At 64.2% G+C, this 23430-nt stretch carries 22 protein-coding genes and 1 pseudogene; 21 read left to right on the forward strand and 2 right to left on the reverse strand.

Going from position 1 to position 23430, the window contains the following annotated elements:
• Positions 1-154 precede the first annotated feature (154 nt).
• From WCJ41_RS06990 to WCJ41_RS07030, 9 genes are all read left to right on the forward strand, one after another.
• Entirely contained in the window at positions 155-1690 is a 1536-nt protein-coding gene (locus WCJ41_RS06990; RefSeq protein WP_336905126.1) for a winged helix-turn-helix domain-containing protein, read from the forward strand.
• Between the two features lie 127 nt (positions 1691-1817).
• Positions 1818-2189, forward strand: a complete 372-nt coding sequence (locus WCJ41_RS06995) for a nuclear transport factor 2 family protein (protein ID WP_336905127.1) — start codon at positions 1818-1820, stop codon at positions 2187-2189.
• Positions 2190-2313: 124 nt separating this feature from the next.
• The gene (locus WCJ41_RS07000) at positions 2314-3648 is read left to right on the forward strand and encodes an NAD(P)-dependent oxidoreductase (protein ID WP_336905128.1); all 1335 of its coding nucleotides are present in this window, start codon (positions 2314-2316) and stop codon (positions 3646-3648) included.
• A gap of 11 nt (positions 3649-3659) precedes the next feature.
• Complete coding sequence (gene preA / locus WCJ41_RS07005; protein WP_336905129.1) at positions 3660-4970, forward strand: NAD-dependent dihydropyrimidine dehydrogenase subunit PreA; 1311 nt, start codon at positions 3660-3662, stop codon at positions 4968-4970.
• Positions 4971-5063: 93 nt separating this feature from the next.
• A complete protein-coding gene (locus tag WCJ41_RS07010; protein WP_336905130.1) occupies positions 5064-5816 on the forward strand; it encodes a Crp/Fnr family transcriptional regulator in 753 nt (250 codons plus the stop codon).
• Positions 5817-5880: 64 nt separating this feature from the next.
• Positions 5881-6723: a universal stress protein gene (locus tag WCJ41_RS07015; RefSeq protein ID WP_336905131.1), complete on the forward strand. Its 843-nt coding sequence runs from the start codon at positions 5881-5883 to the stop codon at positions 6721-6723.
• 10 nt (positions 6724-6733) lie between these two features.
• On the forward strand, positions 6734-7099 hold the full coding sequence (locus tag WCJ41_RS07020) for a hypothetical protein (RefSeq protein WP_336905132.1): 366 nt from the start codon (positions 6734-6736) through the stop codon (positions 7097-7099).
• Between the two features lie 70 nt (positions 7100-7169).
• On the forward strand, positions 7170-8279 hold the full coding sequence (gene leuB, locus WCJ41_RS07025; protein WP_336905133.1) for a 3-isopropylmalate dehydrogenase: 1110 nt from the start codon (positions 7170-7172) through the stop codon (positions 8277-8279).
• A gap of 114 nt (positions 8280-8393) precedes the next feature.
• Positions 8394-9677, forward strand: coding sequence for an amidohydrolase family protein (locus tag WCJ41_RS07030; RefSeq protein WP_336905134.1), 1284 nt, complete (start codon positions 8394-8396; stop codon positions 9675-9677).
• Between the two features lie 6 nt (positions 9678-9683).
• Here WCJ41_RS07030 and WCJ41_RS07035 read toward each other — a convergent pair whose 3' ends face one another.
• A complete protein-coding gene (locus WCJ41_RS07035) occupies positions 9684-10307 on the reverse strand; it encodes a TetR family transcriptional regulator C-terminal domain-containing protein (protein ID WP_336905135.1) in 624 nt (207 codons plus the stop codon).
• A gap of 85 nt (positions 10308-10392) precedes the next feature.
• Here WCJ41_RS07035 and WCJ41_RS07040 point away from each other — a divergent pair, with 85 nt between their 5' ends.
• The 11 genes and pseudogenes from WCJ41_RS07040 (at position 10393) to WCJ41_RS07090 (ending at position 20718) form a co-directional block, all read left to right on the forward strand.
• Entirely contained in the window at positions 10393-11169 is a 777-nt protein-coding gene (locus WCJ41_RS07040; RefSeq protein WP_336905136.1) for an ABC transporter ATP-binding protein, read from the forward strand.
• Positions 11170-12072, forward strand: a complete 903-nt coding sequence (locus WCJ41_RS07045) for an ABC transporter permease (RefSeq protein ID WP_336905137.1) — start codon at positions 11170-11172, stop codon at positions 12070-12072.
• Positions 12073-12101: 29 nt separating this feature from the next.
• A pseudogene (locus WCJ41_RS07050) lies at positions 12102-12839 on the forward strand (ABC transporter permease); the annotation flags it as partial.
• A 40-nt stretch (positions 12840-12879) separates the two neighbouring features.
• Positions 12880-13875, forward strand: coding sequence for an ABC transporter substrate-binding protein (locus WCJ41_RS07055; RefSeq protein ID WP_336905138.1), 996 nt, complete (start codon positions 12880-12882; stop codon positions 13873-13875).
• 70 nt (positions 13876-13945) lie between these two features.
• Positions 13946-15400, forward strand: a complete 1455-nt coding sequence (gene hydA / locus WCJ41_RS07060; protein WP_336905139.1) for a dihydropyrimidinase — start codon at positions 13946-13948, stop codon at positions 15398-15400.
• Between the two features lie 55 nt (positions 15401-15455).
• Positions 15456-16250 (forward strand): lytic transglycosylase domain-containing protein, encoded by a 795-nt coding sequence (locus tag WCJ41_RS07065; RefSeq protein WP_336905140.1) that lies wholly within the window; start codon positions 15456-15458, stop codon positions 16248-16250.
• Positions 16250-16480 (forward strand): DUF3329 domain-containing protein, encoded by a 231-nt coding sequence (locus WCJ41_RS07070; RefSeq protein WP_336905141.1) that lies wholly within the window; start codon positions 16250-16252, stop codon positions 16478-16480. The genes WCJ41_RS07065 and WCJ41_RS07070 overlap by 1 nt, the downstream gene beginning before the upstream one ends.
• A gap of 32 nt (positions 16481-16512) precedes the next feature.
• Entirely contained in the window at positions 16513-17583 is a 1071-nt protein-coding gene (locus WCJ41_RS07075; RefSeq protein ID WP_336905142.1) for an aldo/keto reductase, read from the forward strand.
• 16 nt (positions 17584-17599) lie between these two features.
• Positions 17600-18844 (forward strand): Zn-dependent hydrolase, encoded by a 1245-nt coding sequence (locus tag WCJ41_RS07080; RefSeq protein WP_336905143.1) that lies wholly within the window; start codon positions 17600-17602, stop codon positions 18842-18844.
• A complete protein-coding gene (locus WCJ41_RS07085; RefSeq protein ID WP_336905144.1) occupies positions 18841-20334 on the forward strand; it encodes a M20/M25/M40 family metallo-hydrolase in 1494 nt (497 codons plus the stop codon). Before WCJ41_RS07080 ends, WCJ41_RS07085 begins: the two co-directional genes overlap by 4 nt.
• Before the next feature lie 30 nt (positions 20335-20364).
• Entirely contained in the window at positions 20365-20718 is a 354-nt protein-coding gene (locus WCJ41_RS07090) for a RidA family protein (RefSeq protein WP_336905145.1), read from the forward strand.
• Here WCJ41_RS07090 and WCJ41_RS07095 read toward each other — a convergent pair whose 3' ends face one another.
• On the reverse strand, positions 20719-22059 hold the full coding sequence (locus WCJ41_RS07095) for an FAD-binding oxidoreductase (protein ID WP_336905146.1): 1341 nt from the start codon (positions 22057-22059) through the stop codon (positions 20719-20721). It abuts the gene before it with no gap.
• A gap of 50 nt (positions 22060-22109) precedes the next feature.
• On the opposite strand from WCJ41_RS07095, the gene WCJ41_RS07100 reads away from it, so the two are divergent.
• Complete coding sequence (locus tag WCJ41_RS07100) at positions 22110-23357, forward strand: D-amino acid dehydrogenase (RefSeq protein ID WP_336905147.1); 1248 nt, start codon at positions 22110-22112, stop codon at positions 23355-23357.
• Positions 23358-23430 lie beyond the last annotated feature (73 nt).

Consider the following 23430-nt stretch of genomic DNA (forward strand, 5'->3'; position numbering starts at 1 on the left):
TCTCAATAACCAAAACCCCGCCAAGCAGAAATGCTCAGCGGGGTTTTGGCGTTTGAAGTGAGGCTTTCCGTTGCGCCTCCTGCTGATGGAACGCGGGGCCCCTGCTTTCACCAGGGTGACGGCCAAAGCCGTTTCTGCTAGTCCGAGGACTCCCATGCGCCAGTTGGAGGGTGTCGTGCAGGCCTATCGCTTCGGAGAGTTCGAACTCCGGCCCGGCGCGCGTCAGCTGAGCTGCGGGGGCGAGCCTGTGAGGCTTGGGGCGCGGGCGCTCGATCTCTTGACATATCTGATCGACCACCGTGATCGCGTCGTCGGCAAGGACGAGCTGATGGACCAGGTCTGGCCGGGGATCGCCGTCGAGGAGGCCAACCTCACCGTTCAGGTCTCTGCCTTGCGCAAGGTGCTGGGGCCGAAGGCGCTGTCGACAGTGAACGGGCGCGGCTATCGCTTCGTGCTGCCGATCCGGGTCGCAATAGTGGAGGCGCCCTCTGCCCTGCCGCCGCCGGCGCAGCCGTCGATCGTCATCCTGCCCTTCACCACGCGCGCCGGCGAGGCCGAACAGGACTATCTAGCTGACGGGCTCGCCGAGGAGCTGATCACCGCGCTGTCGAAGATCTCCAGTCTGGTGGTGATCGCGCGCGCCACCAGCTTTGCCTACAAGGGGCAGGAACCCGACGTGCGCGAGGTGGGGCGCGCGCTGGGCGTGCGTTATGTTTTCGAGGGCAGCGTGCGCAGCAGTGCGGGCCGCACGCGGATCGCCGCGAAGCTAATCGATGCGGCAACCGGACAGCATCTGTGGGCCGAGCGCTACGACCGGGCACTTGCCGACATCTTCGCGCTGCAGGACGAGATCACGCTCGCCATCGTCGCCGAACTGGAAGTCCGCCTGACGGAGGGCGAGCAGGCGCGGCTGCGATCCTCCTCGATACGCAATCTCGAAGCCTGGAGCTTCTGGGTGCGCGGACTGGCGCGCTATCATGGCCGCGTGCTGTCACGCGAGGGCCTGACGGCAACCCTGATGGACTGGCAGAAAGCCGCTGGCCTGGACCCTGGCTCGGCCACGATCCAGGCCATGCTCGGCATGCTCTATTACCTCGATGCGCGCTTTGAATTCTGGAACGACCGCGACATGGCGCTGGGCAAGGGCCTGGCACATGTCGAGACCGCCCTCGGCTTCGATGGCGATAGTGCCGACGCCCACATGGTGCGGGGTCTCCTGCTGCTGCTGCAGTTGCGCCATGAGGAGGCGGTTGCCGCCTCGCGGCAATCACTGGTGCTGGGGCCGGGTTCGGCCGATGTCGCGGCTTTCGGCAGCTTCGTGTTGGCCAATGCCGGGCTGGGGGCGGAGGCCGTGCAGCTGATCGAGCGCGCTATTCGCCTGTGCCCGTTCTATCCGCCTTTCTATCTGGGCCATCTCGGCCTCGCCTATCGCGCGGCAGGGCGAGCGAATGAGGCGATTGCGGCGTTCGAGGCCTATGACCGCGGCATCGCAGGGCGTGGCGTGACGGACCTTGCGATCCTCCACGAACAAAGGGGCGATGGGGATGCGGCCAAGGCCTGGGCGGCGAAGCTGATGGCGCAGTTCCCCGGCTTCACCATCAGCGGCTGGCGCAAGACCCAGTTCGGCAGCAATGCCGGTGCGATCGCCCTCGACCTTCGCTCGCTTCAGGCGCTCGGCCTGCCGCAGTAGCGGCGTTTCGCCATCGGATTTGGAACGTTTTGGATCGCTTAAGGACCCCGGGTCCGGCGGCCTGATACCCAGATGGCACGGCGGAAGGGATCGACCTCCGCTTCAACCCGAACCAGAGGAGATTGCCATGACCACCACCAGCTACATCACTGAGAGCGATGCCATCCTGTCGGCCCTGCAGAGTTACATGGACGGGGCCCGCAGCGGCAAGGGCGCCGAGATGAAGCCGGCCTTCCACGCGGATGCGACCATCTACGGCTATGTCGGCTCGGACCTGTTCGGCGGGCCGATCCAGAACCTCTTCGACTGGAATGACAGCAATGGCCCGGCCAAGGAGGTGCAGTTCTGGGTGAGTTCCATGGACATCACCGGCAGCTGCGCCAGCGTGCGGCTCGATGTCGACAACTGGACCGGCCATCGCTTCACCGATTACTTCAACCTGATGAAGTTCGGCACTCAGTGGCAGGTGGTCAGCAAGGTGTTCTACCTCCATCCCTGATCGGCTCACCCACGCCACGAGGTGCTGCCCGGTGAGGGTGGCACCTAAAACTTTGACCATCTGAACAAATCCTGTCATCCTTCCTGAAAAGACCAAGAACACTCAACTTCTGGAGGGAGCGACCATGGCGGATGTGAAGCCCGGCATTGCGGGCCACCGGCTGTCCGTTTCGGACTACGCCGTCAATTTTGGCGACATTCACCCCCCGCTCGATGCGCATGAGGCGCTTGTCGAGTCGGACCGCTGCTACTTCTGCCATGATGCGCCGTGCCAGGTGGCCTGTCCCACGGCGATCGACATTCCGATGTTCATCCGCCAGATCCAGACAGGGCACCCGAAGTCGGCGGCGAAGACCATTTTTGACCAGAACATTTTTGGCGGCATGTGCGCCCGCGTCTGCCCGACGGAGACGCTGTGCGAGGATGCCTGCGTGCGCATGGAGGCGGAAGGAAAGCCGGTGAAGATCGGCCTGCTTCAGCGTTTTGCGACCGATGCCTTCATGACCGACGCCGCCCAGCCCTATCAGCGTGCCAAGCCCACCGGCAAGGTGGTGGCGGTCGTCGGAGCCGGCCCCGCAGGGTTGGCCTGCGCACACCGGCTTGCGATGCATGGCCATGAGGTGACGGTGTTCGAGGCCAGGCGCAAGTCGGGGGGCCTCAATGAATATGGCATCGCCGCCTACAAGAGCACGGATGGCTTCGCGCAGAAGGAAGTGGACTTCATTCTTGGCATCGGCGGCATCACCGTCGAGCACGGCAAGACACTGGGCTCTGGCCTCGATCTCGCGCAGCTGCAGAAGGATTACGACGCCATTTTCCTCGCTGTCGGCTTGCAGGGCGTGAACGCGCTCGGTGCGGCGGGTGATGATGCATCCGGCGTGGAAGACGCCGTCGATTACATCGCCGAACTGCGCCAGGCTTCCGATCTCTCGTCCCTTCCCGTGGGACGCCGCGTCGTCGTCATCGGCGGCGGCATGACGGCGATCGATGCCGCCGTCCAGTCGAAGCTCCTGGGTGCGGAGGACGTGACCATCGTCTATCGCCGCGGACCTGCGCAGATGAAGGCCAGTGCCTATGAACAAGAAGTGGCGCAGACGCGCGGCGTGAAGATCAAGCACTGGGCCATGCCGAAGGCCGTGATCGTGAAGGATGGCAAGGCTGTTGGTCTCACCTGCGAATATACGGCCGAGACCAACGGCAAGCTTTCGGGCACGGGCGAAGCATTTGACGTTCCCGCCGACATGATCTTCCGCGCCATCGGCCAGTCCTACATCGACGTCACCGGCGGCAAGCTCGCTCTTGAAGGCGGACGCATCAAGGTCGATGACGAGAAGCGCACGAGCGTGCGTGGCGTCTGGGCCGGCGGCGATTGCATTGCCGGCGGCCAGGACCTGACGGTTGCCTCCGTCGACGACGGCCGCCGCGCGGCAGAATCCATCAACCTCTTCCTCAAGGCGTAAAGGACGAAGCCATGGCTGACCTTCGCTCGAATTTCATCGGCATCAAGTCTCCCAACCCGTTCTGGCTGGCGTCGGCACCGCCGACCGACAAGGAATACAACGTGGTGCGCGCCTTCAAGGCGGGCTGGGGAGGCGTTGTCTGGAAGACGCTGGGCGAGGAAGGCCCGCCGATCGTCAACGTCAATGGCCCGCGCTATGGCGCGATCCACGGGGCCGACCGCAGGCTGCTCGGCCTCAACAACATCGAGCTCATCACCGACCGGCCGCTGGAGGTGAACCTCCAGGAGATCAGACAAGTGAAGCGCGAATGGCCCGACCGCGCGATGATCGTCTCGATCATGGTGCCCTGCGAGGAGAGCTCGTGGAAGGCCATCCTGCCGCGCGTCGAGGAGACAGGCTGCGACGGCATCGAGCTGAACTTCGGCTGCCCGCATGGCATGAGCGAGCGCGGCATGGGGGCCGCCGTGGGCCAGGTGCCGGAATACATCGAAATGGTCACCCGCTGGTGCAAGCAGTATTCGCGCATGCCGGTGATCGTGAAGCTCACCCCCAACATCACCGACATCCGCTATCCCGCGCGCGCCGCGAAGAAGGGCGGGGCGGATGCGGTGTCCCTCATCAACACGATCTCGTCGATCGTCTCGGTCGACCTCGACAATTTCGCACCCATGCCGACGATCGACGGCAAGGGCAGCCATGGCGGCTATTGCGGACCTGCGGTGAAGCCGATCGCGCTCAACATGGTGGCCGAAATCGCACGCGATCCGGAAACGCGCGGACTTCCGATTTCCGCCATTGGCGGTGTCACCACCTGGCGGGATGCGGCGGAGTTCATCTCGATGTCGGCGGGCACCGTGCAGGTGTGCACGGCAGCCATGACCTATGGCTTCCGCATTGTCGAAGAGATGAAGACGGGACTTGCCCACTGGATGGACGAGAAGGGCTATGCCACCATCGAGGACTTCCGCGGCCGCGCGGTGCCCAATGTCACGGACTGGCAGTATCTCAACCTGAACTACGTGACCAAGGCCCATATCGACCAGGACCTCTGCATCAAGTGCGGCCGCTGCTATGCCGCCTGCGAGGATACCTCGCACCAGGCGATCTTCAAGGAAAAGGACGGCAAGCGCCATTTCGAGGTGAATGATGCCGAATGCGTGGCCTGCAACCTGTGCGTCGAAGTCTGCCCGGTGGACAACTGCATCACCATGGTGCGGCAGACCGAAGGCGTGGACCCGCGCACCGGGCGCAAGATCAACCCGGACTATGCCAACTGGACGACCCACCCCAACAACCCGATGGCGCTGAAGGCTGCAGAATAACCCGAAGCCTCGCCAGGCGAGGACCCACAGGGGTATACAGGCCAGCGGGACGAGCGCTTGCCGCTGCCCCAAAGTCAGGCTAAGTTGACAGTCATGCACGGGACGCCAACCAGCACCCTACCCGACGTGATGCAACGTTGCGACCATTGCGCGGTCAGGCATCAGGCCGTCTGCGGCGCCATGGACGAGGTGCAGGTCAAGAAGCTGGCGCAGATCGCGCACCGCAAGAAAGTGCCCGCCGGCCAAACCATCATCTCGGATGAAGAGCCGGTCGACTTCTTCGCCAACGTCATCTCCGGCACCATCAAGCTGACCAAGACATTGCCCGACGGCCGCCAGCAGATCGTCGGCCTGCTGTTCGCGCCCGATTTCCTGGGCCGGGCCTATTCCAAGAACAATCCGTACACGGCAGAAGCGGCGACCGACGTCGAGATCTGCACCTTCCCCAATGCCGCCTTCGAGCGGCTGGTGGGAGAATATCCCGGCCTGCAGCAGCGCCTGTTCCAGCACACGCTGGACGAACTCGATGCGGCGCGCGACTGGATGCTCCTCCTCGGTCGCAAGACGGCGGAGGAGAAGGTGGCAAGCTTCCTCTACATGCTGGCGCGGCGCAGCCTGCTGACCGGCTGCGTGCACAAGAACACGCTGGGCACCGCAGCCTTCGAGCTGCCGCTGACCCGCTCCGACATGGCGGATTACCTTGGCCTCACCATCGAGACGGTGAGCCGCCAGCTGACCCGCCTCAAGACGTCGAATGTCGTGCGTCTCAGCACCAACCGCCTGATCATGGTGCCGGACCTCGAGCGTCTTGCGCAGTCTGCCGGACAGGACAGCCATCGGCGTTGATCGGGGTCAAAGACCCGTGCTGCCATCCTGCCCATAACTCACACTGAACCGAGAGGATGAAGCGATGAGTTACAAGACAATCCTGGTCTCCCTCAATGAAGTGGGCCGCCTTGCCGAACTCGTTGCCGCCACCGTGACGCTGGCGCGCGAGACGGGTGCGCATGTGTCCGGCCGCTATGTGGTGCCTGCCGTGCAGGTCTATCCGTCGGTCGGCTTCGAGGCGGCACCCCAGGTGTTCGAGGGCAACCGCAGCTTCTTCAAGGACAATGGCGCACGCGTGAAGCAGGCCTTCGAGGCGGCGATGCAGCGCGAGGGTCTGTCGCATGATTTCCATCAGGTTGACGCGCGCACACCGGTGATCGCCGACGAGGTGGTGTCTTCGGGCCGCGTGGCTGACCTCGTGATCGTCTCCGCCACCAATCCGGAAGAGATCACCGGCGTCGAGCGTGACTTCGTCGAACAGACGGTAATGGCGCTGGGCCGCCCGGTCATCGTGCTGCCCTACAAGGGCAATGCCACGCTATCGCTCAACGAGGTGATCATCGGCTGGGACGGCGGGCGGGAGGCGTCGCGCGCTACTTTTGATGCCCTGCCGCTGCTGAAGAAGGCCGCCAAGGTGCGCGTGGTGCGCATCGACCCGCAGAAGGACCCGAGCCTGCGCGGCAGCGTGGCGGGTGCCGATCTTGCGGAGGCCCTGGCGCGCCATGGCGTGAAGGCGGAGGCGCAAGGCTACCCCACCGACGGGCAGGACGAGGGCCAGGCGCTGATGCGCTGTGCCGCGGACTCCGGGGCCGGACTGATCGTCATGGGTGCCTATGGCCACAGCCGGCTGGCCGAATTCATTTTCGGGGGTGCGACGCGCTTCGTGTTAAACCGCCTCGTCTGCCCCGTGCTGATGTCTCATTGAGGAGAAAAGAATGCTGACGAAGATCCGTCTCGAACTGGCCCGCGACCACGATCATCCCGAGGGCTCCCATGCCATCGGCTATGAATTCGCGGCGCCCCTCGACGGGAACGGCAAGATCGACGCCAATGAATGGCACAAGCGCCGCGCGAATTGCCGCGTGGTGCGCTTCCGGCCGGGCGAGGCAGACGACATCGGCCACCTGGTTCGAAAGGGTGGCGGCAGCTGGGCCTTCCACTATGACATCGCCTCCGACGAGGAAGACGACGAGGCGGGCTACCGCTTCGGCGACCATGCCTTCAAGGTGGGTGAATATGTCTCGATCCGCGAGGACGAGGACCTGCGGACCTTTCGCGTGGTGCGCGTCCAGCCCGTCTAATCGGCACTTGCTTCCAAGGTCTTAAGCCGCTACCCATCGCCCCGATTTCAATCCATCGGGGCGTTTTCTCATGGCGAGCTTCAATCTTTTCCTGCTTCCGGGCGACGGCATCGGCCCGGAGGTGATGAAGGAAGTCGAGGCGATCATCGCCTGGTTCAATGCTGAAGGCATTGCCAGGTTCGAGGTCGACCGCGGCCTCGTTGGCGGCTCTGCCTATGACGCGCATGGCCAGGCCATCTCCGACGCCGACATGGCCAAGGCCATGGCCTCCGACGCCGTGCTTTTCGGCGCCGTGGGCGGGCCGAAGTGGGACAAGGTTCCCTATGACGTGCGCCCCGAGGCGGGCCTGCTTCGCCTGCGCAAGGACTTAGGCCTCTTCGCCAACCTGCGCCCGGCCATCTGCTATCCCGCCCTTGCCGATGCCTCCTCGCTCAAGCGCGATGTGGTCGAGGGCCTCGACATCCTGATCGTGCGCGAGCTGACGGGTGGCGTCTATTTCGGCGAGCCCAAGACCATCACCGATCTTGGCAATGGCCAGAAGCGCGGCATCGACACGCAGGTCTACGAGACCTACGAGATCGAGCGCATCGCGCGCGTCGCCTTCGAGCTGTCGAAGACGCGCAAGAAGAAGGTCTCTTCCGCCGAGAAGCGCAACGTGATGAAGACCGGCGTTCTCTGGAACCAGGTGGTCACCCGCATCCATGCCGCAGAATATCCCGAGATCAAGCTCGAGCACGTGCTGGCTGATAACTGCGCCATGCAGCTCGTCCGCTGGCCGAAGCAGTATGACGTAATCGTCACCGACAACCTGTTTGGCGACGTACTCTCCGACGTGGCGGCGATGCTCACGGGTTCGCTCGGCATGCTGCCGTCGGCCTCGCTCGGCGCGCCTGACGCGAAGACGGGCCGCCGCAAGTCGCTCTATGAGCCGGTGCATGGCTCGGCGCCCGACATCGCCGGCACGGGCGCTGCCAACCCCATCGCCATGATCGCCAGCTTCGGCATGGCGCTGCGTTATTCGCTGGGGTTTGGCGAATGGGCCGACAAGCTCGACCAGGCGATCTCGGCCGTGCTGGCCAAGGGCATCCGGACGAAGGACATCGCGGGCGACCAGCCTGCCAATGCCACGACCACCCAGATGGGTGCGGCCATTCTGGCGGAGCTGAAGAAGCTGGCCTGAGGTTCTTCTTTCTCTTCACCTTCATCATCGCCGGGTCACGCCCGGCGATGATGAACATGGGGGTGGCATGATGGTGGAGAGTGAGGTTACTCTCGTTCAAAAATTGGGGGCTTCATGATCGATCTACTGGTGAAGAACGCAGTTCTGGCGGACGGGCGCAAGGTGGACATCGCCTGCGTGGGCGGCAGGATTGCTGAGGTCTCGCCGTCGATCACCGCTGATGCGCGCGAGACCATCGATGCCAAGGGCTACCTCGTGTTGCCGCCCTTCATCGATGCGCATTTCCACATGGATGCGACGCTGTCGCTGGGGATGCCGCGCTACAACCAGTCCGGCACACTGCTCGAAGGCATCAGGCTGTGGGGCGAACTGAAACCGCAGCTGACGCATGAGGCGGTGATCGAGCGGGCCATGCGCTATTGCGACCTCGCGGTCAGCCAAGGCCTGCTCGCCATCCGCACCCATGTGGATGTGTGCGATGATCGCCTGCTCTGCGTCGAGGCGCTGATTGAAGTGAGAAAGCGCATCAAGCCCTATATCGACCTGCAGCTCGTCGCCTTCCCGCAGGATGGCTTCTACCGCGACCCCAATGCCAAGAAGAACCTGCTGCGCGCCCTCGACTTAGGCGTCGATGTGGTGGGCGGCATTCCGCATGGCGAACGCACCATGGCGGATGGCGCGCGCAGCATGACGGAGCTGTGCGAGATCGCGGCGGAGCGCGGGCTTCTCGTCGACATCCACTGCGATGAGACGGATGATCCGCTGTCGCGTCATGTCGAAACCCTCGTCTATGAAACGCAGCGACTGGGGCTGCAGGGGCGCGTCGTCGGCTCGCACCTCACCTCCATGCATTCGATGGACAATTACTATGCCTCGAAGCTGATCGGGCTGATGGCGGAGGCGCGGCTGCATGCAACGCCGAACCCGCTCATCAACATCACGCTGCAGGGGCGACACGACACCTACCCCAAGCGCCGCGGCATGACGCGCGTGCCGGAACTGCGCGCGGCCGGAATCAACGTGTCCTTCGGGCATGATTGCGTGATGGACCCGTGGTACCCGCTGGGCCAGGGCGACATGCTGGAGGCGGCCTCCATGGGTATCCATGTGGGGCTGATGACCAACCAGGAGCAGATGGCCTGGGCCGTCGATGCCGTAACGGTGAACCCCGCCAAGGCCATGCAGCTTGAAGGCTATGGGCTGGAGAAAGGCTGCAATGCCGACTTCGTGGTGCTTCAGGCGAAGAGCCCGGTGGAGGCACTGAGGCTGAAGGCCAACCGGCTGAAGGTGGTAAAGCGGGGGAAGGTGATCGCCGAGACGCCGGAACGGGTGGCTGCACTGCACCTCGACGGGCGGCCGAAGACGGTGAACGGGGCGGATTACGCGCCGAGGGGCTGAGGTGCGTTACCGCGGACGCAGGCCCTCGACGAACAGCTTCGTCAACGTCTCTTCCGCCTTCAACATCACGTCAGGCGCGCTTCCCACCACGGCGTTCACCTGCGGTTCGAAGTCGGCGTAATGCTGGGTGGTGGCCCAGATGGCGAAGATCAGGTGGTGGGGGTCGACCGCGTTCAGTCGCCCGTCGGCGATCCAGCCGCGGATGATGGCGGCCTTCTGGTCGACCAGCTCCTTCAGAGGACCTTTCAGATAGGCGCCGATGGCGGTGGCGCCATGCAGGATCTCGTTGGCGAAGAGGCGCGAGGCCTTGGGGTTGTCGCGCGAAAGCCTGATCTTGGTGCGGATGTAGCGGGCGATCTCGTCGATCGGCTCGCCGGCGGGGTCAAGGCCGCGCAAGGGTTCCAGCCAGTCGTGCAGCGTGTGCTCCAGCACCGCGACGTAGATATCTTCCTTGCGCCGGAAGTAATAGAGCAGGTTGGGCTTGGACAGGCCGCAGCCCGTGGCGATCTGGTCCACCGTGGCGCCACGGAAGCCATAGGCCGAGAACACCTCCAGGGCGGCCTTGAGAATCAGCTCCTCGTTCTGGGCCTGGATGCGGGTTTTCCGTGGGATTGTCTTGGCGTCTCCCATGTCACCACCTTGTTAATTCTTGATCACTTGGTCAAGAGCGGATAGCTTTCGCACAAGCAACAAGATTGAGAGGGGAGGAGCGGAGTTGGCGGGCCCGGTCATTTCGGCGCGCGAGCTGAGCCTCGTATTCCAGACGGCGGACGCGCCGGTCTATGCGCTGTCCAAGGTCAATCTGGAGGTGGAGGACGGCGATTTCGTCTCCTTCATCGGACCCTCGGGCTGCGGCAAGACAACCCTTCTGCGCGTCATCGCCGATCTCGAGCAGGCGACATCCGGCACCATCACCGTCAACGGCATGACGCCGCAGGAGGCCCGCCTCAAGCGTGCCTATGGCTATGTGTTCCAGGCCCCGGCGCTCTACCCCTGGCGCACCGTCGAACGCAACGTCGGGCTACCGCTGGAGATCATGGGGCTGGACCATGCGGCGGAGCGGATTGCGAAGAACCTCGAGCTCGTCAACCTCAAGGGCTTCGAGAAGAAATACCCCTGGCAGCTGTCAGGCGGCATGCAGCAGCGCGTGTCGATCGCGCGTGCGCTGGCCTTCGACCCCAAGCTCCTGCTGATGGACGAACCGTTTGGTGCCCTCGACGAGATCGTGCGCGACAAGCTGAACCAGCAATTGCTGGAACTGTGGGGCCGCACCAAGAAGACCGTGGTGTTCGTCACCCACTCCATTCCGGAAGCGGTGTTCCTGTCCTCCAAGATCGTGGTGATGAGCCCGCGCCCCGGCCGCATCATCGATGTGATCGAAACCAACCTGCCACGCAACCGTACCCTCGACATTCGCGAGACCCCGGAGTTCCTGAAGCTTGCGCACCGGGTGCGCGAAGGGCTGAAGGCCGGCCATAGCTATGAGGACTGAGTGAGCGCTGCACCCGCCATCGCCGCGACGCCTGTGCCCCGCGAGAAGGGCAATGCCTTCCCCGTAACGGTTGTGTGCCTCGGCATCTTGCTTGCGTGGTATCTCGCCGCCATCCCCATGAACTGGGTGATCACCGGGCCGAAGATCGAAGCGGCGGGCGGCGGCCTTTCCAACATCCTCGCCTTCTCGTGGAACGATGCGCGGCCGGTGATCCCGGCACCGCACCAGATTGCGCAGGAGCTGTGGAAGAGCGTGTTCACCTTTGCGCCGTGGATGCCGAAATCGCTGATCTATCACGGGTGGATCACGCTCTCCTCCACGCTCTTGGGCTTCGTTCTGGGTTCGCTTCTGGGCGTGGTGCTGGCCATTGCCATCGTGCATGTGACGTTCCTGGCGAAAAGCCTGATGCCGTGGATCATCGCCTCGCAGACGATCCCCATCCTCGCCATCGCGCCCATGGTCATCGTGGTGCTGGGCTCCATCGGCTTCACAGGGCTGGTGCCGAAGTCGCTGATCTCGATGTATCTGTGCTTCTTCCCCGTCACCATCGGCATGGTGAAGGGCCTGACCTCTCCCGAGACGACACAACTTGACCTGATGCGCACCTATCACGCCTCCACGTCCCAGGTGTTGTGGAAGCTGCGCTTTCCGTCTTCGGTGCCGTTCCTGTTCACCTCGCTGAAGGTGGCAGTGGCCATCGCGCTCACCGGTGCCATCGTGGGTGAATTGCCGACCGGCGCCATCGCCGGCATCGGAGCACGGCTGCTGCAGGGCTCCTATTATGGCCAGACGGTGCAGATCTGGGCGGCGCTGTTCATGGGGAGCTTCCTCGCCGCGGCCCTCGTCTGGCTGGTCGGCGTGGCCGAGCGCTTTACCCTCAAGCGCATGGGGGTGAAGCCGTGACGAAGTCGCGCCTCACCGATATTCTTTATCCCGCCGTGTTCGGCATCGGCGTGCTGATCCTGTGGCAGCTGATCGTCAAGGGCTTCGGGGTTCCCGCCGTGCTGCTGCCCGCACCCTCCGACATCTGGAACAAGCTCATCGCCTCGCTGCCCATCCTGTGGGTGGACTTCATCCAGACGGTGCTGCGCGCCGTCATCCCCGGCTGGATCATTGGCTCGCTCTCGGGCTTCCTCGCGGCGCTGCTGTGCGACCGCATTCCCTTCCTGCAACGCGGGCTTCTGCCGCTGGGCAACCTCGTGGCGGCGCTGCCCATCGTCGGCGTCGCCCCCATCCTGGTCATGTGGTTCGGCTTCGACTGGCCGTCCAAGGCGGCGATGGTCGTGGTCATGACCTTCTTCCCCATGCTCATCAATGCCGTGGCGGGGCTTCAGGCCTCCGGCCACCTGGAGCGCGACCTGATGCGCAGCTATGGCGCCTCCTGGTGGCAGACGCTGGTGAAGCTCAGGCTTCCTGCCGCCATGCCCTTCATCTTCAATGCGCTCAAGATCAATTCCACTCTTGCCATGATCGGCGCCATCGTTGCCGAATTCTTCGGCACGCCCATCGTCGGCATGGGCTTCCGCATCTCGACGGAAGTTGGCAGACTGGGGTTGGACATGGTCTGGGCCGAGATCGTGGTGGCTGCCATCACGGGTTCGGCTTTCTACGGTCTCCTGGTGTTCCTCGAACGCCGGGTGACCTTCTGGCATCCGTCCTACAGAAGGTAGGCGGCGAACGACGTCAACAAAACCGGAGGAGACAGGGACAATGAAGAAATTTCTGATGGCGGCCGCGGCCGCAGGTGCGCTGCTGATGAGCGGCTCGGCCGCCATGGCCGAGGCCGTGAAGCTGCAGCTGAAGTGGGTTACGCAGGCGCAGTTCGCCGGCTACTACGTGGCCGCCGCCAAGGGCTTCTACAAGGACGCCGGCCTCGACGTGACCATCATGCCGGGCGGCCCCGACATCAACCCGCAGCAGGTGCTGGCCGGCGGCGGCGCTGACGTGGTCGTCGACTGGATGCCGTCCGCGCTCGCCACCCGCGAGAAGGGCTCGCCCGTCGTCAACATCGCGCAGCCCTTCGCCAAGTCGGGCATGATGCTCACCTGCCGCGTCGACACCGGCATCAAGACCCCGGCCGACTTCAAGGGCAAGACGCTGGGCGTGTGGTTCTTCGGCAACGAGTACCCCTTCCTGTCGTGGATGAGCCAGCTTGGCCTGCCCACCACCGGTGGTGCTGATGGCGTCACGGTCATCAAGCAGGGCTTCAACGTCGACCCGCTCCTGCAGAAGCAGGCCGACTGCATCTCGACTATGACCTACAACGAGTACTGGCAGCTGATCGAGGCCGGCATGAAGCCGGAAGAGCTCATCACCTTCAAGTATGAGGACCAGGGCGTGGCCACGCTGGAAGACGGCCTCTATGTGCTCGAAGGCAAGCTGGCGGACCCGGCCTTCGTCGAGACCATGGCGAAGTTCGTCAAGGCCTCCGAGAAGGGCTGGGACTATGCCCGCGCCAATGGCGATGAAGCCGCCCAGATCGTTCTCGACAACGACGCGTCTGGCGCCCAGACCATCGATCACCAGAAGCGCATGATGGGAGAGGTGAACAAGCTCACCGCCGGTTCCGACGGCACGCTGGACGTGGCCGCCGCCGACCGCACCGTGGCGACCCTCATGAAGGGCGGTTCCGACCCGGTCATCTCCAAGAAGCCGGAAGGTGCCTGGACCTCTGTCGTGACCGACAAGGCCAAGACGCTGCAGTAATGAGCGGGGCCCTCTCCCTCGTGGAGAGGGCCCTTCTTCTTTTTTGCGTTCGTTGAAGGAGAGAGCAGCCATGAGCACTTTGATCCGCGGCGGCACCGTCGTGAACCATGATCACTCGCAGCGCGCCGACGTGCTGATCGACGGCGGCAAGATCGTCGCCATCGCAACGAAACTCGATGCGCCGACGGGTGCCGAGATCGTCGATGCGGGTGGCTGCTACATCATGCCGGGCGGCATCGACCCGCACACCCACATGGAACTGATGTTCATGGGCAAGGTCTCGGCGGATGATTTCGAATGGGGCACCAAGGCAGGCCTTTCCGGCGGCACCACGATGATCGTCGACTTCTGCATTCCGGCCCCGGGCGAATCGATGCTCGCCGCCTATCAGGCGTGGCGGCACAAGGCCGAGAAGGCCTGCGCGGACTATTCCTTCCACATGGCGGTGACGCAGTGGTCGGCCCAGATCCACGACGAGATGGAAACCGTCGTGAAGACCTATGGCATCAACACCTTCAAGCACTTCATGGCCTACAAGGGCGCCTTGATGGTGAATGACGACGAGCTCTACAATTCCTTCCGCCGCTGCGCCCAGCTGGGCGCACTGCCGCTGGTCCATGCCGAAAACGGCGACGTGGTTGCGCGCATGCAGGCTGACCTTCTCGCGCGCGGCGTCACCGGCCCCGAGGGGCACAGCTATTCGCGCCCGCCGGAAGTGGAAGGCGAGGCCGCGAACCGCGCCATCATGATCGCCGACATGGCGGGCTGCCCGCTCTATATCGTGCACGTCTCCTGCGAGCAGACGCATGATGCGATCCGGCGTGCCAAGCAGGCCGGCCAGCGCGTGTTCGGCGAACCGCTGGTGCAGTATCTCGTGCTGGATGACTCGGAATACCAGAACAAGGACTGGGACTATGCGGCGGGCCGCGTGATGAGCCCGCCCTTCCGCAACAGGAAGCACCAGGATTCGCTGTGGGCGGGGCTGCAGTCCGGCACGCTTTCGGTCGTCGCCACCGATCACTGCTCCTTCACCATCGCGCAGAAGCGCAATGGCATCGGCGACTTCACCAAGATCCCCAATGGCACGGGCGGCCTGGAAGACCGGCTGGCGGTGCTGTGGAACGCCGGCGTGAATACGGGCCGCCTGACCAAGGAGGAATTCGTCGCCGCCACCTCCACCAACATCGCGCGCATCCTCAACATGTATCCGAAGAAGGGTGCCGTCATGGTGGGCTCTGACGCCGACCTCGTGATCTGGGACCCGAAGGCCACCAAGACCATTCGCGCCAAGAATCAGGTGTCGCGCATCGAGTACAACGTGTTCGAGGGCTACACCTGCACCGGCGTGCCGCGCACCGTGTTCTCGCGCGGGCGCATCGCCTGGCATGAGGGCGACATGCGGGCCAAGCCCGGTGACGGCGAGTTCGTCCGCCGCGAACCCAATGCACCCGTGAACGTGGCGAACGCCATCTGGAAGGGGCTGACGCAACCCAAGCCCGTGGCGCGACCCGATATCGTGCCGTGACAGCCTGAGCGTGTAATGGCAGTGTTCGGGTCCGAATCGAAACGGGGAGCTTGATATGCGGCGGATCGTGCTTTGTCTTTTCCTCATGCTGGGACTTGCGGCACCCGTCATGGCGGCCTCCTGCGGCAAGACCGGGGCTGGCTTTGATGCATGGAAAGCCTCCTATGCGGCGGAGGCCCGGGCGCAGGGCGTGGGCCCACGCGGCCTTGCTGCGCTGGCGGATACGAGCTACGCCACCGCCACCATCAAGGCCGACCGCAACATGCATTCCTTCAAGCTCGGGCTTGATGCCTTCATGGAAAAGCGCGGCGCCGCGACCATCGTGTCGCAGGGCCGCAAGAAGAAGGCGGCGAATGCCGCCCTGTTCAAGAAGATCGAGAAGAAATATGGTGTGCCGGCGGGTCCGCTCATTGCCATCTGGGGCATGGAGACGGCGTTCGGCACCTACATGGGCCACCAGAACACCATCTCGGCCGTAGCGACGCTGGCCTATGACTGCCGCCGCCCCGATTACTTCCGCGAGCAGCTGATCGCCGCGCTGACGCTGGTGGACAAGGGCGTGCTGTCATCCTCCTCGACGGGCGCGATGCATGGCGAAGTGGGGCAGACGCAGTTCCTGCCGAAGAACGTCCTTCTCTATGGCTCCTCGCTCAACGGCGGCGGCATCGACCTCAACGAAAAGTCCGACGCGCTGGCCTCCACCGCCAATTACCTGCGCGGTCATGGCTGGCGACCCGGCCTTGGCTATCGGCCGGGCGAGCCGAACTATGCCGCCTTGCAGGAGTGGAACGCCGCCAGCGTCTATCAGCAGGCGCTGGCCATCATGGGCAACGAGATCGACGGCAATTGATGTTCAAGAACGAGCAGAAGCACCCGTTCTACAAGCCGCTATGGGTGCGCGTGGCGATGGTCGTGTCGATCACGCTGTGGCTCGGCTTCGAACTCTGGCAGGCCAATGCCGGCCGCGGCTCCGGCCTGTGGCTGGCGCTCGCGGCAGGCATGCTCGGATATGCGGTCTACACCTTCTTCATCACATGGCCCAAGGACGGGCCGGGGGATGACGCGGCCCCACGCCCCTGATAGCGTGCCGGCCCTCACGAAGGGGTTTTGACATGGAATATCGCCAGCTCGGCCGCTCCGGCCTCAAGGTTTCGCTGCATTCGCTCGGCACGATGAATTTCGCCGGCACCGGCTTCTTCGAGAAGGTGGGAAGCCTCGGCCTGGCCGAAACCACACGCCTTGTCGACGTGGTGCTGGACCATGGCGTCAACCTCATCGACACCTCCAACGTCTATTCGACCGGACGTTCGGAAGAAGCGGTGGGCGAAATCCTGAAGGGCCGCTCGAGCCAAATCCTGGTGGGCACCAAGGTGCGCTTCACCATGGGGCCGGGGCCGAACGAGGTGGGCCTGTCGCGCTTCCACATCATCGAACAGTGCGAGGCAAGCCTGAAGCGCCTCAAGCGCGACCACATCGACATCTATTATCTCCACCAGTGGGACGGGTCGACACCCGTCGAGGAGACGATGGAGGCGCTGGACACGCTGGTGAAGCACGGCAAGGTGCGTTACGTCGCCTGCTCCAACTTCTCCGCCTGGCACATCATGAAGTGCCTGATGGCGTCAGAGCGCCACAACCTGCAGCGCTTCGTCTGCCAGCAGATCCACTACACGGTGGAGGCGCGAGAGGCGGAATATGAGCTGATCCCGCTGGGCCTCGACCAGGGTATCGGCGTGCAGGTTTGGAGCCCGATCGCGGGTGGCCTGCTCTCCGGCAAGTTCCGCCGCAATGCAGCGCCGCCGGATGTCTCGCGCCACCTGAAGGACTGGGGCGAACCGCCGATCCGCGACGAGAACCGGCTCTATGACATCATCGACACGCTGGTGAAGATCGGGCAAGCGCGTGGCGTCTCGGCTGCACAGATCGCGCTGGCGTGGCTCGGCAGCAGGCCCGGTGTTGCCAACATCATCGTCGGCGCGCGCACCGAGGCGCAGCTGAAGGACAATCTCGCCGCCGCCGAGTTGAAGCTTGACGCGGAGGAACTGAAGCTGCTGGACGATGTGAGCCTGCCGCCGCTCATCTATCCCTACTGGCACCAGAACAGCACGGCGTCTTCGCGGCTGGGCGCGGCGGATCTGGCGCTGCATGCAGCCCATCTCGCCCGGTCCAAGCCGCGCATGTGATTTGAAGGAGTTTTCCATGACGTCCCGAACCAACCTCACCATCAACCCGCAGCGCCTGTGGGACAGCCTGATGGAAACTGCGGCCTTCGGCGGCACGCCCAAGGGCGGCATCAAGCGTCTCACCGTCTCGGATGAAGACAAGCGCGTGCGCGACTGGTTCAAGGCCGAGTGCGAGAAGCTGGGCTGCACGGTGGAGGTGGACGAGGTCGGCAACATGTTCGCCACGCGTCCCGGCAAGCGCAAGGACCTGGCGCCCATCGCCATGGGTTCGCACCTCGACACGCAGCCCACGGGCGGCAAGTTCGATGGCGTGCTGGGCGTGCTCGGTGCGTTGGAAGCCATGTGCACGCTGGTCGATATGGGCTATGAGACCAATGCGCCGATCATGATCGTCAACTGGACCAACGAGGAAGGCTCGCGCTTCGCGCCCGCCATGCTGTGCTCGGGCGTCTATGCCGGCGTCTTCACCACGGAGTTCGCCTATTCACGCGAGGACCGGCAGGGCATCAAGCTCGGCGATGAGCTGGCGCGCATCGGCTACAAGGGCAAGGCCAAGGCCGGCGACATCAAGTTCCAGGCGATGTTCGAGCTGCACATCGAGCAGGGCCCGATCCTCGAGGCGGAGGCCAAGATGATCGGCGTCGTTACCGGCGTGCAGGGCATGCGCTGGTATGAAGTCACGGTGACGGGACAGGAGTCGCACACAGGCGCCACCCCCATGGGTCTGCGCAAGAACGCGCTCTTGGGTGCCGCCCGCATGATCGAGGCCATTCATCAGGTGGGCATGAACAACCTTCCCGGCGTTGCCTCGGTGGGCTTGCTGGAGAACCGCCCCAACAGCCGCAACGTGGTGCCGGGCGAGGTGTTCTTCACGGTCGACCTCCGCCACCCGGATGAAAAGGTGCTCGACAAGATGGAAGCGGAATACCAGACGGCACTTCCGAAGATCGCTGCCGAAACCGGCATCACGGTGGAGGAAAAGCGCATCTGGATTTCGCCTGCGGTGAAGTTCGACGCGCCCCTTATCGACTGCGTGCGCGAGGGGGCAGCTCAAGCTGGCTATTCGACGCGCGAGATGGCATCGGGTGCGGGCCATGACGCGGCCTATATCGCGCGCGTTGCCCCCACCACCATGGTCTTCGTGCCGTGCCTCGGCGGCATCTCGCACAACGAGGCGGAATCGACGACGCTGGAAGAATGCGGTGCGGGTTCACAAGTGCTGCTCAACGCCGTGCTCGCCTATGACGGCAAGCTGGCGTGAGGAACGACATTTCGGCGCGGGCGCGCGAGGTCGCGCTCACGCTCACATCATGGCCTTCCGTTACCGGCTCTGCTGACGAAGCCGCCTATGCCGGGAAGCTTGCCCGCTATCTCTCGCAGTTCGACACGGTGTGGACGTCTGCCATTCCCGATGATGCGCGCCGCAATGTCTTCGCGCTGAAGCGTGGGCGAACCCGCCGCACCATCGTTCTCACCGGGCACTTCGACGTGGTGCCGGTCAACGACTATGGCGCGCTGGAGCCCCTGGCCTTCACGCCCGAGCGCCTGCTGCCGGAGATCGTGGCAAGGCTGCGCCGCACGGGTGAAAATCCGCTGGCGCTGGCTGATTTTGAATCGGGCGAATTCCTGCCGGGCCGAGGCTTGCTCGACATGAAGGCCGGGCTTGCCGCGGGCATTGCGGCGATGGAAGCTTATACGGGTGATGCCAGCCTGCTGTTCCTCGGCGTCTCCGACGAAGAGGAACGCTCGGCAGGCGCGCGCGCAGCAGCACCGCTGCTATCCAATATCGCCAAGGAACATGACCTCGATATCGCGCTTGTCATCAACCTCGATGCGATTTCTGACCAGGGCGATGGCGCGGTGGGCCGCAGCGTGGCGCTGGGTTCGGTAGGCAAGCAGCTCGTCACCGCTTTCGTCATCGGCAAGGAAGCGCATGCCTGCTACCCGGAGGATGGAGCGAACGCCGCCTATCTCGCGGCGGAACTGCTCACCGAATTCGAGTTGGCACCTGAACTCGCCGAAACCAGCGGCTCCGAGATCGCGGCACCGCCCACGGCACTCCATGCCAAGGACCTGAAGTCGGGTTACAACGTCACCACGCCTGCGCAGTGCTGGCTTTACTGGAACACGCTGCAGCACCGCCGCTCGGCTGAAGAGGTGTTCGACATCTCGCTGATGCTCGCCCGCCGCGCCATGGCGCGCGCCGCGCACAGGCTCAGCCGCGACATTCCGGTGATGCGCTATGCCGAGCTGGCCGCGCGTGTGCCGCACCATGACGTGATGCGCATCGCCGCCGAGGTGGCAGCACATGAAGGGCTCGACCTTCCCGAGCGCGCCAAACTGGTGACGGCTGCGGTTTGGCAGGCGTCGGGGCTGACTGGACCCGCGGTGATCCTGGGCTTCGGCTCCATCCCCTATCCGGCGGTGTCGTTGTCGGATGCCGCACTGGAAGACGCGATCGTCACTGCCTGCGCGGCGCATGGGCTGGCGAGCCTGCGCTATTTCCCCGGCATTTCGGACATGAGCTTCCTGGGGCAGTCCTCGGGTGACCTCTCGGCCTGCGCCGCCAATACGCCGATCTGGGGGTCGAGTTTCGTGATGCCGGACTCGGCAGGTTATCTTTGCATCAATATCGGGCCCTGGGGCCGGGATTACCATCACTGGCTCGAAAGGCTCAATGCCCCCTATGCCTTCGAGACGCTACCGCGCGTGCTGCTCAGCGTGATTGATGCGGTGGCAAAAGGCCGCTAAACACCCCTCATTCTTAAAGGAGAAAACCACATGGCACTGAAGCGTATCGAACCCGGCAAGCGCATGAGCTCCGCCGTCATCCACGGCAACAAGGTCTATCTCGCCGGCTTCACGCCGGACAAGGCGCTGGGCAAGTCGGTGGCCGAGCAGACCCATGACGTGCTCACCCAGATCGACGCGACGCTCAAGGAAGCGGGCACTGACAAGACCAAGGTCATCAAGGCCAACATCTGGCTCACCGACATCACGACCTTCGCCGAAATGAACTCGGTGTGGGACGCCTGGGTCGTCCCCGGCCAGACCCCGGCGCGCGCCACCGTCGAGGCAGCCCTTGCCGCCCCCGGAATCGACGTCGAGATCATGGTCGAGGCGGCGCTGGACTAACTAGCGGCTATCCTCCCAGCCATACCAGACATAGGCGCCCTTCAAGTAGAGGGGCCGGAAGGCGGGCAGGGGGAAACGTGACAGGCGGCGCGTGAGCACGGGCGTAAGCTCCTCGCGCGCCGACTTTTTTGTGAGAAGGCGCGCGACCGCGCGGCCGCTCCATGAGCCCATGGCCACGCCATTGCCGTGATAGGCGATGGCCGTCCACACCGTCTTTTTCTCATCCAGCGCGCCGATGTAGGGCACGAGGTCGTTGGAGAGACAGACGAAGCCGCGCCAGAAATGGGTAATCTCGACCTCAGCCCAGGCGGGAAAAAGTTCGGCGAAGGCCTTGAGCAGCACGGGGCGATAGGCGTCGCCCCCGCCATCCGAGGCATTGGTGCCGCCGCGTCCGCCGAACAGGAAGCGGCCATTGGGCAGAAGCCGGAAATAATGCAGCAGCTTGCGTGAATCATAGGCCATCAGCGCGGAGGTCCAGCCCTGCGCTTGACGCTCAACTTCGGTGAGGGGGCGTGTCACGGCGATGCTGGAGAGGGCTGGCATGATGCGCCCGGCATGGCGCGTCGAGACGTCCTCCGGCGTATAGCCATTGGTGGCAACGATCACCTGGCCTGCCTTCAGCAGGCCGTCCTTGGTGTGCAGGCGATGGCCGTCGGCGGTCTCCTCCCAGCGGACCAGCTGCGAGCGGCCGTGGATCTTCGCGCCCGCCCCTGCGGCGGCCCGCGCCAGTCCGCGCACATAGTTCAGTGGGTGGACGCCGAAGCCCACGTCGCCCTTGAGGCCCGCGAAGAAGCCCGGGCCATCGAGGCCGCGTGCCTGCAGGTCGTCCTTGGAGAGGAATTCCGTGTCGTCGCCGAAGGTGTTCTTGAGAAAGGCCTGCTCATCGCGCAGCTCCTGCACGCGGCTCGGAAGGTGGGCTAGCGTCACTTCGCCCTCTCCGGTGGCCCAGGCATCGATCTTGAAGCGGTCAATGTTCTCGCGCACCAGCGCCACCGACTGGCGCATGGTCTCGTAATACTGCTTCGTGGCGGCAAGCCCGTAACGGCTGATCATCTTCGGATAGGACAGCTTGTGCGAGCCGATGCAGGCGAAGCCGCCATTGCGGCCCGAGGCGCCCCAGCCCACGTGGCCCGCCTCCAGCACGCGCACGTCGATGCCCTGCTGGGCGAGTTCGAGTGCTGCGGAGAGACCCGTGAAGCCCGCGCCGATCACCGCGACGGCGCAGGATTCCTCGCATTTCAGTGATGGGGTTTCGATGCCCAGCGGGTCGGCGGAAGCCTCCCAATAGCTGTCAACTGCGCGATCGAAATGGAAGGCATGCGGATGTGTGGTGGAAGCCATGATGGTGACTTGCTAGCATTGACCGGACACAAGATCAAAAGGGCGGATGCATGAAGGCGCTGGTGCTGGGAGCGGGGATCGTCGGGATCACCACGGCCTATGAGATGAACCGCGACGGGCACGAGGTGACGGTGATCGACCGGGAGCCGGAACCCGCCAATTTCACGTCCTTTTCAAATGCAGGACTGTTCGCGCCGGGCCATGCTTACGCCTGGTCATCACCCGCTGCGCCCAAGATCCTGCTGCGCTCCCTGTGGCGGGGCGACCAGGCGTTGCGCTTCAAGTTCTCCACCGATCCGCGCTTCTGGAAGTGGATGTGGCGCTTCTGGGGAGAATGCACGCCGGAGCGCGCGGCGCTGAACACCACCCGCAAGGTAAAGCTCTGCACCTACTCGCTCGACGTCTTCCACGACACGGTGAAGCGCACCGGCGTGGACTATGACGGGCGCACCGGCGGGCTGATCTATCTCTACCGTTCGGAAGCTGCACTGAAGGCCGCCTCGGCCAAGTCGCGCATCCTCTCCGACAATGGCTGCCGCATCGAGACGCTGGATCGCGATGGCGTGGCGGCACGCGACCCCGCTTTGGCGCCGGTGAGGGACAAGTTTGCAGGCGCGCTTTATGCCCCTGATGACGAGAGCGGCGACTGCCGACTGTTCGCGCAGAACATGGCGGCCTGGCTGAAGGACAAGGGCGTCACCTTCAAGTACGCGACCACCGTCACCGGTTTCGAGAAGGACGGCGACCGCATCAGTGCCGTCGTCACTGACAAGGGCCGGGAGACGGCAGACGCAGTGGTGCTCTGCCTCGGCGTCTATTCCCCGCATCTGGCGCGCGAACTGGGGCAGGACCTGCCCATCTACCCGGTGAAGGGCTATGCCATCACCGCCCCCATGGCGGGCCGCAACAATCCGCCCACCATCGGCGGCGTCGACGAGGAGACGCTCGTGGCCTATGCCCCCATGGGCGACCGGGTGCGGGTGACGGCGACGGCCGAGTTCTCGGGCTATGGGCGCACTCACAGGCCGCAGGACTTCGAGACCATGCTGGCCACCATGAAAACCCTGTTCCCGGATGGCGCCGACTGGAGCAAGGCCAGCTTCTGGGCGGGACTTCGCCCCATGACGCCGGAGGGCACTCCCATCCTCGGCCCCTCACGCATGAAGAACCTGTGGTTCAACACCGGACAGGGCCACATGGGCTGGACGATGAGCCATGGCGCGGCCCGTATTACCGCCGATCTGGTGGCCGGAAAGCGGCCCGCCATCGCTCTGGACGGTATGGTTGCCGCAACGTAAGCCTTGAACACATTCTCGCCGCTTTTCCGCCTATGGTGCGCCGCCAACGAAACAAGTCGGGTGTGTTGCAGGA

It is taken from the genome of Aestuariivirga sp., assembly GCF_037139295.1.
Classification (GTDB): Bacteria; Pseudomonadota; Alphaproteobacteria; order Rhizobiales; family Aestuariivirgaceae; genus Aestuariivirga.

What these genes read in the sequence shown, in the direction of transcription:
- WCJ41_RS06990 (WP_336905126.1), top strand. Translation starts at nt 155, where the DNA reads ATGCGCCAGTTGGAGGGTGTCGTGCAGGCCTATCGCTTCGGAGAGTTC.
- WCJ41_RS06995 (WP_336905127.1), top strand. Translation starts at nt 1,818, where the DNA reads ATGACCACCACCAGCTACATCACTGAGAGCGATGCCATCCTGTCGGCC.
- WCJ41_RS07000 (WP_336905128.1), top strand. Translation starts at nt 2,314, where the DNA reads ATGGCGGATGTGAAGCCCGGCATTGCGGGCCACCGGCTGTCCGTTTCG.
- preA (WP_336905129.1), top strand. Translation starts at nt 3,660, where the DNA reads ATGGCTGACCTTCGCTCGAATTTCATCGGCATCAAGTCTCCCAACCCG.
- WCJ41_RS07010 (WP_336905130.1), top strand. Translation starts at nt 5,064, where the DNA reads ATGCACGGGACGCCAACCAGCACCCTACCCGACGTGATGCAACGTTGC.
- WCJ41_RS07015 (WP_336905131.1), top strand. Translation starts at nt 5,881, where the DNA reads ATGAGTTACAAGACAATCCTGGTCTCCCTCAATGAAGTGGGCCGCCTT.
- WCJ41_RS07020 (WP_336905132.1), top strand. Translation starts at nt 6,734, where the DNA reads ATGCTGACGAAGATCCGTCTCGAACTGGCCCGCGACCACGATCATCCC.
- leuB (WP_336905133.1), top strand. Translation starts at nt 7,170, where the DNA reads ATGGCGAGCTTCAATCTTTTCCTGCTTCCGGGCGACGGCATCGGCCCG.
- WCJ41_RS07030 (WP_336905134.1), top strand. Translation starts at nt 8,394, where the DNA reads ATGATCGATCTACTGGTGAAGAACGCAGTTCTGGCGGACGGGCGCAAG.
- WCJ41_RS07035 (WP_336905135.1), bottom strand. Translation starts at nt 10,307, where the DNA reads ATGGGAGACGCCAAGACAATCCCACGGAAAACCCGCATCCAGGCCCAG.
- WCJ41_RS07055 (WP_336905138.1), top strand. Translation starts at nt 12,880, where the DNA reads ATGAAGAAATTTCTGATGGCGGCCGCGGCCGCAGGTGCGCTGCTGATG.
- hydA (WP_336905139.1), top strand. Translation starts at nt 13,946, where the DNA reads ATGAGCACTTTGATCCGCGGCGGCACCGTCGTGAACCATGATCACTCG.
- WCJ41_RS07065 (WP_336905140.1), top strand. Translation starts at nt 15,456, where the DNA reads ATGCGGCGGATCGTGCTTTGTCTTTTCCTCATGCTGGGACTTGCGGCA.
- WCJ41_RS07070 (WP_336905141.1), top strand. Translation starts at nt 16,250, where the DNA reads ATGTTCAAGAACGAGCAGAAGCACCCGTTCTACAAGCCGCTATGGGTG.
- WCJ41_RS07075 (WP_336905142.1), top strand. Translation starts at nt 16,513, where the DNA reads ATGGAATATCGCCAGCTCGGCCGCTCCGGCCTCAAGGTTTCGCTGCAT.
- WCJ41_RS07080 (WP_336905143.1), top strand. Translation starts at nt 17,600, where the DNA reads ATGACGTCCCGAACCAACCTCACCATCAACCCGCAGCGCCTGTGGGAC.
- WCJ41_RS07090 (WP_336905145.1), top strand. Translation starts at nt 20,365, where the DNA reads ATGGCACTGAAGCGTATCGAACCCGGCAAGCGCATGAGCTCCGCCGTC.
- WCJ41_RS07095 (WP_336905146.1), bottom strand. Translation starts at nt 22,059, where the DNA reads ATGGCTTCCACCACACATCCGCATGCCTTCCATTTCGATCGCGCAGTT.
- WCJ41_RS07100 (WP_336905147.1), top strand. Translation starts at nt 22,110, where the DNA reads ATGAAGGCGCTGGTGCTGGGAGCGGGGATCGTCGGGATCACCACGGCC.